The sequence below is a fragment of the Streptomyces sp. NPDC003697 genome, assembly GCF_053587115.1.
Genome location: NZ_JBSFNN010000021.1, coordinates 86,562 through 94,253, shown reverse-complemented (window position 1 = coordinate 94,253; position 7,692 = coordinate 86,562). Strand labels below are relative to the sequence as shown.

General features: G+C 72.2%; 4 protein-coding genes and 3 pseudogenes. 2 read left to right on the top strand and 5 right to left on the bottom strand.

Annotated features, from left to right (window positions below; all coding sequences use genetic code 11):
• Positions 1-84, top strand: a pseudogene (locus ACWDNY_RS11860) (Uma2 family endonuclease); the annotation flags it as partial.
• A gap of 290 nt (positions 85-374) precedes the next feature.
• On the opposite strand, the gene ACWDNY_RS11855 reads toward ACWDNY_RS11860, so the two are convergent.
• The 3 genes from ACWDNY_RS11855 to ACWDNY_RS11845 form a co-directional block, all read right to left on the bottom strand.
• Positions 375-542: a hypothetical protein gene (locus ACWDNY_RS11855; protein ID WP_451645584.1), complete on the bottom strand. Its 168-nt coding sequence runs from the start codon at positions 540-542 to the stop codon at positions 375-377.
• Positions 543-632: 90 nt separating this feature from the next.
• Positions 633-926: a hypothetical protein gene (locus ACWDNY_RS11850; protein WP_451645583.1), complete on the bottom strand. Its 294-nt coding sequence runs from the start codon at positions 924-926 to the stop codon at positions 633-635.
• Between the two features lie 40 nt (positions 927-966).
• A complete protein-coding gene (locus tag ACWDNY_RS11845) occupies positions 967-1,161 on the bottom strand; it encodes a double zinc ribbon domain-containing protein (RefSeq protein ID WP_451645582.1) in 195 nt (64 codons plus the stop codon).
• A gap of 299 nt (positions 1,162-1,460) precedes the next feature.
• Between ACWDNY_RS11845 and ACWDNY_RS11840 the strand changes: the two genes are divergently transcribed.
• Positions 1,461-4,046 (top strand): Helicase associated domain protein, encoded by a 2,586-nt coding sequence (locus tag ACWDNY_RS11840; protein ID WP_451645581.1) that lies wholly within the window; start codon positions 1,461-1,463, stop codon positions 4,044-4,046.
• An 824-nt stretch (positions 4,047-4,870) separates the two neighbouring features.
• Here ACWDNY_RS11840 and ACWDNY_RS11835 read toward each other — a convergent pair.
• Positions 4,871-5,344, bottom strand: a pseudogene (locus tag ACWDNY_RS11835) (allophanate hydrolase-related protein); the annotation flags it as partial.
• Positions 5,344-7,671: pseudogene (locus ACWDNY_RS11830) on the bottom strand (ATP-binding protein); the annotation flags it as partial. The pseudogenes ACWDNY_RS11835 and ACWDNY_RS11830, both read right to left, overlap by 1 nt.
• Positions 7,672-7,692 lie beyond the last annotated feature (21 nt).

Here is a 7,692-nt window from a genome sequence, read left to right as displayed (position 1 = left end):
GTGGACTACATCGGGCTGATCGTGACGCAGGTGATCAGACGGTCCCGGACCGACATGCAGTTCTCCGGGAACAAGGGAGCGCGCCGGCCTGATGCGCGCCACCCGCACACCCAGCCTGTTCCGCAGGCTGGGTGACGGCCCGTCCGCTGCGCTCCTGGGCCTGCGGGACTCCGTCCCGGTACCAGGCTTCCGCTTCGCTCCAGCCTGGCCGGCGCGTCCGCTGCGCTCCCTCGCCTGACGGTCCTTCCGGCTGCGCCTCCAGGACCGCTGGGCCCGCTGACGCGGGCCAGGCTGGCTACGGAAGGGCGTGGTGGGTGCCGTGGCTCGGCGGCCTGCGGTGACGGTCTGTCACCGCAGGCCGCTGGCATGGGGGGTCAGCGTCTGCGGGCCCAGCCAGCACCGACTCCGGCCACATGCAAAGCCAGAGCCATCAGCCCAAGAAGCACGACGTTCGTTGAAGAGAACGCATCGTTGGTATTGATATCAGCCGCGTTGATCAAAAACGCAATGAAGAACAGCGCTGCCGCGACTATGCCGAGCATGACGAACTCCTTTCGAAAGGGGGTGAAGCCCGTATGCCCGGCTAACGCCCCCGCAGACGCCGGAGGCCTGGGCCGTTCGCCAGGGGTAAGTCAGGCATGCGCATGGCGTGGCCGGGTCGCCCGCCGTGGTGCGGCGTGGCGGGCGGGTTCGGCCGAGCCCGCGGGCTGGAGACGCTGGAGCCATATGGAGGAAGTGAGCAGCAGGCCGGTGAAGACGGCCAGGAGGAGGGCGGATACCCACATCTGCCGGCTTCCGGGGGTCTGCCAGCCGGTCCAGGCAGTTGATACCGCCCATACCAGGGCGCCCACCGCGTAGAAGGTGCGGACCCGGCGCAGCTGCCGCACGGCCCGCAGGGACATGATGCGATCAGTCGTGGATGCCATGCCGGCCCGTGTACCCCCGTGGTTGCTCAGCAGGCCGGGTTCACTTCTGCTCGTGCTGCTGGGTTCTGCCTTCGAAGTCGCGGCGTACTGCTGCACCTTGGTCTTCGATCAGCCCGTCGCCGTCGGGGATATCCAGGACGGCGCCGCAGCGGTTGCATAGTTTCCCGTCTTCGGTGGGCGTGCCGCAGGCCTTGCAGAACCGGTTGCCTTGATGGTTCTCGGTGTTCTGTTCCATGGTCTCTCCCGGATGGTGGACAGTGATGACTAGTGATGACTGCGGAGTACCCGTGGCTTCCGTGTCGATTCCCTGTGTAACTGCTTCATTTTTGGACTGCGATAGAGTCTGGGCTTAGGTGGCTGTAGCGCTGTGAGGCGTGTCATCCGCTGAAGACGGTTGTTTGTGTGCCGCATCGGACGTGGGCAGCCGGTGTCGCGGTGGAGCCGGGTCATTCAATGCCTTTGGTGTGCACGGTGGTTGGTTGTGTGTGGGCGTGTAAGAGCTGTTGTTCAGCTCGTCGGAGGGGGGTGCATCGGATGGCTGTGAAAGGACTTCGTCTTCATCAGCGTGAAGCCGTGGACGCGGTTGTCCGTGCGCTGGAATTGCCTGCACGATCTACTGTGCTCGAGCGGGGGCTGCGGACTCAGGTGGTCATGGCGACCGGATCGGGCAAGACCCTCGTCGCCGTGCGCAGCGCGGAGGAGCTGCAGGCGGGTCGAGTGCTGGTGCTCGTGCCGTCGCTGGACCTGCTCGCCCAGACCGAGGCCGCCTGGGGCGAGGGCGGGCGTACGGGGCCGATGATTGGGGTCTCGTCCCTCCGGGGGCCGGAGGCGTCCTTCCGGAACACTACGGACGTGGACGAGCTGGTCGAGTGGGTCCGCCCGCTGGACAAGGTCACCGTGTTCGCCACGTACGCCTCGCTCGGGCTCGGCACACTCGAGCGCGCCCACCAGGCCGGCCTTCCGGGCTGGGACCTGATCGTCGTGGACGAGGCGCACCGGGTTTCGGGCCGGATCGGCAAGCCGTGGGCGGTCGTCCACGACAACACTCGTATCCCCGCCCTGCGCCGCCTGTACATGACCGCCACCCCGAGGCTGTGGCAACTCGACGACGACTCCGGGGCTGTCCCAGGCTCACCGGGTGAGCTGGTGGCGTCGATGGAGGACGACCCGTGCGGTCCGTTCGGGGCGCGCTGCTACACGCTGACGCTGTCGGAGGCGATCGACAGGGGGATCTGCGCGCCGTACCAGGTGGTGTGCCTGGACATCACCGACGCCCGCCTCCAGGCGGCTCAGCTGCTGGGCGTGGAGAGCCGCTCGGACCGGGTGCGCGGGGCGCGGCTCGCGGCGCTGCAGACGGCGCTGGTGAAGGCCTCGGCCGAGGAGGGCTTCAAAAGGACGCTGGTCTTTCACCACCAGGTGAGGGAGGCGGAGGCGTTCGCGGCCGGGCTCCCTGACGTCGCGAAGCGGCTGTACGTCGCCGAGCCGGAGTTGTACCCGCGTACCGTGTGGGCGGACTGGCTGTGCGGTGAGCACAAGCCGCTGCTTCGGCGCCGGGTCCTGGACGAGTTCTCCCGGGGGGTCGCTGCTGACGGCACGGTCGTGGAGAAGGGCTTCCTGGGCTCGGTGAAGGTGCTGGGCGAGGGCGTCGACACGAAGAACTGCGACTCCGTCTATTTCGCCGACGTCCGCGGCTCGATGCCCGACCTCGTCCAGGCCGTGGGCCGCGCACTGCGGATGCGGCCCGGCGAGGGCAAGGTCGCCTCGCTCGTGGTGCCGGTGCTGCTCGGGTCCGGTGAGACGGTGGACAGCATGCTCACCTCGCGGGCGTACGGCGGGCTCGCGAAGCTGCTCGAGGCGCTCCGGGCGCACGACGCCCGCGTCGTGGAAGCCCTGGCCGAGCCTCAGGTCCGAAGCCGTGTGAGAGGCGTACAGACCCGCTCCGGAGAAGGCGATGACGAGGCCGGGGAGGGCTCGGGCGTGGACGGGCAGGTCCGGTTGTCGGTGCCGGCCCGGGAGCTGCTGAAGTTCTCCATCCCCCGCGATCCCGCGCAATTGGCCGCGTTCATCAACCTGCGGGTGCTCAACCCCGAGCACGAGCACTGGCGGCGCGGCATCGAAGCCGCCACCCTGTACCAGCGGCTCCACGGGGACCTGAAGGTGCCGTTCACGTACCGCGTGCCCGCCAAGGACGACCAGGAGGCGGAAGGCGAGGGGTGGCCGGCCGCGCTCGCCGCCTTCCCGCTGGGGCAATGGATCGCCGACGCTCGCCGCGTCTACGCCCGCGGCAGCATGGATCCTGAGCGCGTGGCGCAGCTCGACGGCCTGGGCATGGTGTGGTCGCACTACGACGTCGCCTGGGAAGAAGGGCTCGCCGCCGCCCGTGGATGGGCGCAGGAGCACGGGCATCTCCTGGCCCCGGCGGACGCCACCTATGCGGGGTATCGCGTAGGGCTATTTCTGAAGAATGCGCGGGCCGCCGCCCGGCGAGCCGTGGTGAACGAGCAGCGGCGGGCCGAAGGACTGCCCGTTCAGTCAGCGGCCGGCGTGCTCTGCCAGGAGCGGCGCGAGCAGCTGGAGGACATCGACCCGTCCTGGTGCCCCGCCTGGCCCGTGGAATGGCAGCGCTGCTTCCACCTCGTCCGGCAGCACCTGCAGGGCGGCGGCGAGCTGCCGTCGGAGCCGGGCGTGGTCGTGTGCCAGGGTGAGGATCTGGGGCGGTGGGTACGGGCGCAGCGGCTCGGCTTCGACAAGCTCACAGGCGTGCGGCAGTGGATGCTGGGGCACATTCTCGGGATCGAACCCGCGGGTGAGGAGGAGAAGCCCAAGCCCCGCAGGAGTCAGGCCGACAAGTGGGCCCTCAACCTTGCCGCCGCCCGGCAGTTCTACGAGCGTGAGGGCCACCTCCGGGTACCGAGGAAGCACATCGAGACCATCATCGTCGTCGGCGGCGGCGAGGACGGCGGCCGCGGCGGTGAGAAGGCGGAGGAGAAGGCGGAGGCGGAGGCGGGGGAACATCGTCTGGGGCTGGGAGCATGGGTGGGGAACCAGCGCAGCCGGGCCGCATCCCTGTCACCGGAGCGGGTCGAGCACCTGTCCGCCATCGGCATGCGCTGGACCTGACGGCCACCGGGCTCGGCCGCCCAGGCACGGCTGCTGCGCCGCCGAGCCGACCGTGAAGCGTACATAGGGCGTACGTGATGTGTGCAAAATGCGTACTAAGCGTGGTCGCGACCCGCTCCCAGCGGACTCTCCCGTCACCGGCAGATCGCAGCCAGGCTCTGGTAGCCGGCGCCGGGCGAGCAGGTCTGCAGCGGACTTCCGGGCGTGGCTGACGTTCGCCGACGGGCCGCGCGCGCCCCTTGCCGGATGGGCCGGCAAGCCATGGGGTGCCTGTGTGCAGGATGCCGGGTGGGACGGAGTGGAGCATGGCGGCGTGAAGCCGATTCGGTGGATGTGCTGTTCCAGGCTTCCGGCGGGGCGAGGGAGTGTTCGAGGTGGTCGTCGGCCGCCGCCGAGGTGGTCTTCGAAGACTGTCCGCCGCTGAAGCCGTTCCCAGCCCGTAAGGGCGAGCGGCTGGGCACCGGGATGGTGTTGGCGGCCACCACCGGAAGGCTCGTGCGCTACGGGTCCGCGCCCGATGCGGCTGCACGTGATGCTCCTCGGCCGCGATCCGCGCGTCAGCCGGCCAGGTCACGTTGCGCCGGTCCACCGGGTCGACGGGACCGGGCACCCGGTACCGCCGGCCCGCCGCCGTACAGTTCTCTTCCGACCACCGCAGCAACAGACCGCTGACGCCGGGACAGCTCTGCTCTCCCCGTGCAGTAGGCGAGCACTTCCTGGCCATCGGCCGGCGGGAGCATCAGCTGAGGAGCATGCGCCCACACCCCGCTCGGCACCTGCCACCGCAGCTCCGGCGGCCGGGCGGCCTGCGGCCCGGGCACCGCTCAGCGCGGGTCCTCGTGAGGGGGGCCCGACCGCAGGTATGCGCGCCGGCCGCCGAACGAGGTGATGTCCCGGGCACCGTCGACGGCCAGGGGCTCGCAGAGGAAGCTGGTCACCGAGCTGCCGTCCGCGAGTTCCACGCTGCCGAGCGCCATCGGGCGGGGCAGCGCCGCGGCCAGCGCGCCCAGTCCCTCGGCGAGCAGCCGCCACACCTCGGCCTCGGCGGCTGCGCCGCCCGCGCCGACCCTGACCACACCCGGCTTGGCGGGCACCGTGTCCGGCGCGTACAGCCGGTAGGCGGGGGCGGTCGTGGTGGTGCGCAGCAGCCGGCCACCCGCGGCGAGGAGTTGCCCGTTCAGGGGCTGCCCGGACAGATGCGCGCCGATCACCGCCGGCGGCAGCGGCGGGGCGGTGAGCGGTGAGGCGATGCGTGCGAGCCGCTCGTCGGTGAAGGCGGGGCCGATCAGCATGACGCCGCGAGACGGCCGCCGTCGACGACGGGCGCGCGGTCGGCCCGCGGGGCCGCCGACGGGTTGCGTCGCAGCCCGGCGGCCGCCTCGGTGGTCACGGGGACGAAGCCGACGGTGTCGCCGGGGCGGAGCTGCCCGAGTTTCCAGCGCTGCCCGGTCACGACCATGGCCGGGCAGACGAAGCCGCCGAGGCAGGGCCCGTCGGGTCCGAGCAGGACGGGCATGTCGCCGGTGCAGTCGACGGCGCCGACGGAGTACGGGGTGTCGTGGATGCCGGACGGGGTGCAGGCCGGCCTCGCCGCCGTCCGTCCGCGCCCACCGCGGCTTGGGGCCGACGAGGCGTACGCCGGTGCGCGCGGAGTTGACGTGCACCTTCCAGAGCGCGCCGTAGAAGTCGCGGATGTCGTCCTCGGTGAAGAACTCGGGCGCGGCGTGCGGGCCTTCGACCGCGCCGATGGACCAGTCGCCGGCGAAGGCCGGGCGCCGGTCCGGGGGAACGGCGCAGGCCGCCGCACGTCGTTCGCCGCCGTGCAGGACATCGCCCGCGCGCAGGGCGCGGCCGCCGCGCCCGCCGAACCGGCCCGGGACGAAGGTGGCCGCGCTGCCCAGGAACTCCGGCACGTCCAGGCCTCCCGCGAACAGCACGTACATGCGCAGGCCGTGCTCGTAGGGGGGCCCCGACCGCCAGGGTCTGCCCGGCCCCGACGGTGACCGGCTCCCACTGCGGTACGGCGGTGCCGTCGACCGTCACAGGCGCGGGCGCGGGCGTGACGCAGACGGTCGTCGGGTGGGTGAAGCGCAGGGACGGCCCGTGGAGGGTGCACTCCAGGCCGGGCGCGCCCTCGGCGTTGCCGAGCACGGTGTCGCCGAGGGCGGTGTCGCCGAGGGCGGTGTCGCCGAGGGCGGTGTCGCCGAGGGCGGTGTCGCCGAGGCGGAACGAGAGGTCGTCCATCGGCCCGCACGGCGGGACGCCGACCTGCCAGTGGCCGGTGCGTCCCGGCCAGTCCTGGACAGTGGTCAGGGTGCCCGGCGCGACGACCTCGACACGAGGCGCGGGGTCGCCGATCCCGGCGAGCGAGACGGTGCTGTGGGTCGCCGCACGCACGCCGGCGTCGTCCAGCGCGGCGCGCACCAGGCCGAGGCCGGTCTCGATGCCGTCGAGGCGGATGGCGGCGAGCGCCGCGTCCAGCCGGTCCAGTGCCTCGGCGCGGTCGGCGCCGTACGCGCCGACCCTGGCGAACAGCGGGTCGCAGGAGGCGGTGACCTCGGTGCCGCCTCTCCACCCACGTGTCCACGCGGACCCCGGCGGGAAAGGCGACCCGGGTGAGCAGACCCGCGCTCGGGCGGTGGTCGCGGGAGGGGTCCTCGGCGTAGAGGCGGGCCTCCACGGCGTGGCCTTTCGGCGCCGGCGGTACGGTGACGACGGCGGTGTCGCCCTGTGCGAGGCGCAGCATCCACTCCACGAGGTCGACGCCGTGGATGTCCTCGGTGACCGGGTGCCCCACCTGCAGGCGGGTGTTGGCCTCCAGGAAGCAGGCCTCCTCGTGTGCGGCGTCGTACACCCACCGTGCCGGCGCAGCGGTAGCGCACGCAGGCACACAGATCGCGGGCGGTGGCGGTCAGCCGGTCGCGGCCCCGGTCCGGGAGGTCCGGCGCCGGGGCCTCCTCCAGGACCTTCTGGTTGCGGCGCTGCAGCGAGCAGTCGCGGTCCTTGAAGGTGACGACACCGCCCTCGCCGAAGACCTGTACCTCGACGTGGCGGGCGGACTCCACGAGCCGTTCCAGGAAGACACCGGCGAAGGAGAACGAGGCGGCGGCCACGCGCTGCACCCGCTCCCAGACGTCGGCGAGGTCCCCGGCGTCGCGGCACGCCCGCACGCCGATGCCGCCGCCGGCCGCCTTCAGCATCACCGGGTAGCCGATCTCCTCGGCTGCGGCGAGGGCCGCGTCCACGTCGGGCAGCAGCCCGGTGCCCGGGGCCAGCGGCACACCCGCCGCCTGAGCGGCCGCCCGCGCGGTGTGCTTGACGCCGAACAGTTCGAGCTGTTCGGGCGTGGGGCCGACGAAGACCAGGCCCGCCCCGGCGCAACGGCGCGCCGAGCCGGCGCCCTCGGACCGGAAACCGTAGCCGGGGTGGACGGCACCCGCCCCGGTGTCCCTGGCCGCCCGCAGCACCAGGTCCGCGTCCAGGGAGGACTGCTGGGCAAGGGCCCGGCCGGACGTGCCCGGCCCCGCGGACCGGGTCGCAGGAGACCGCGACGGTCCGCAGGCCGAGCCGGCGGCTCGGTGCGGATGACGCGGGAGGCGATCTCACCGCGGCCGGCCACCAGCAGGGTCCTCGCACGTCATGGCAC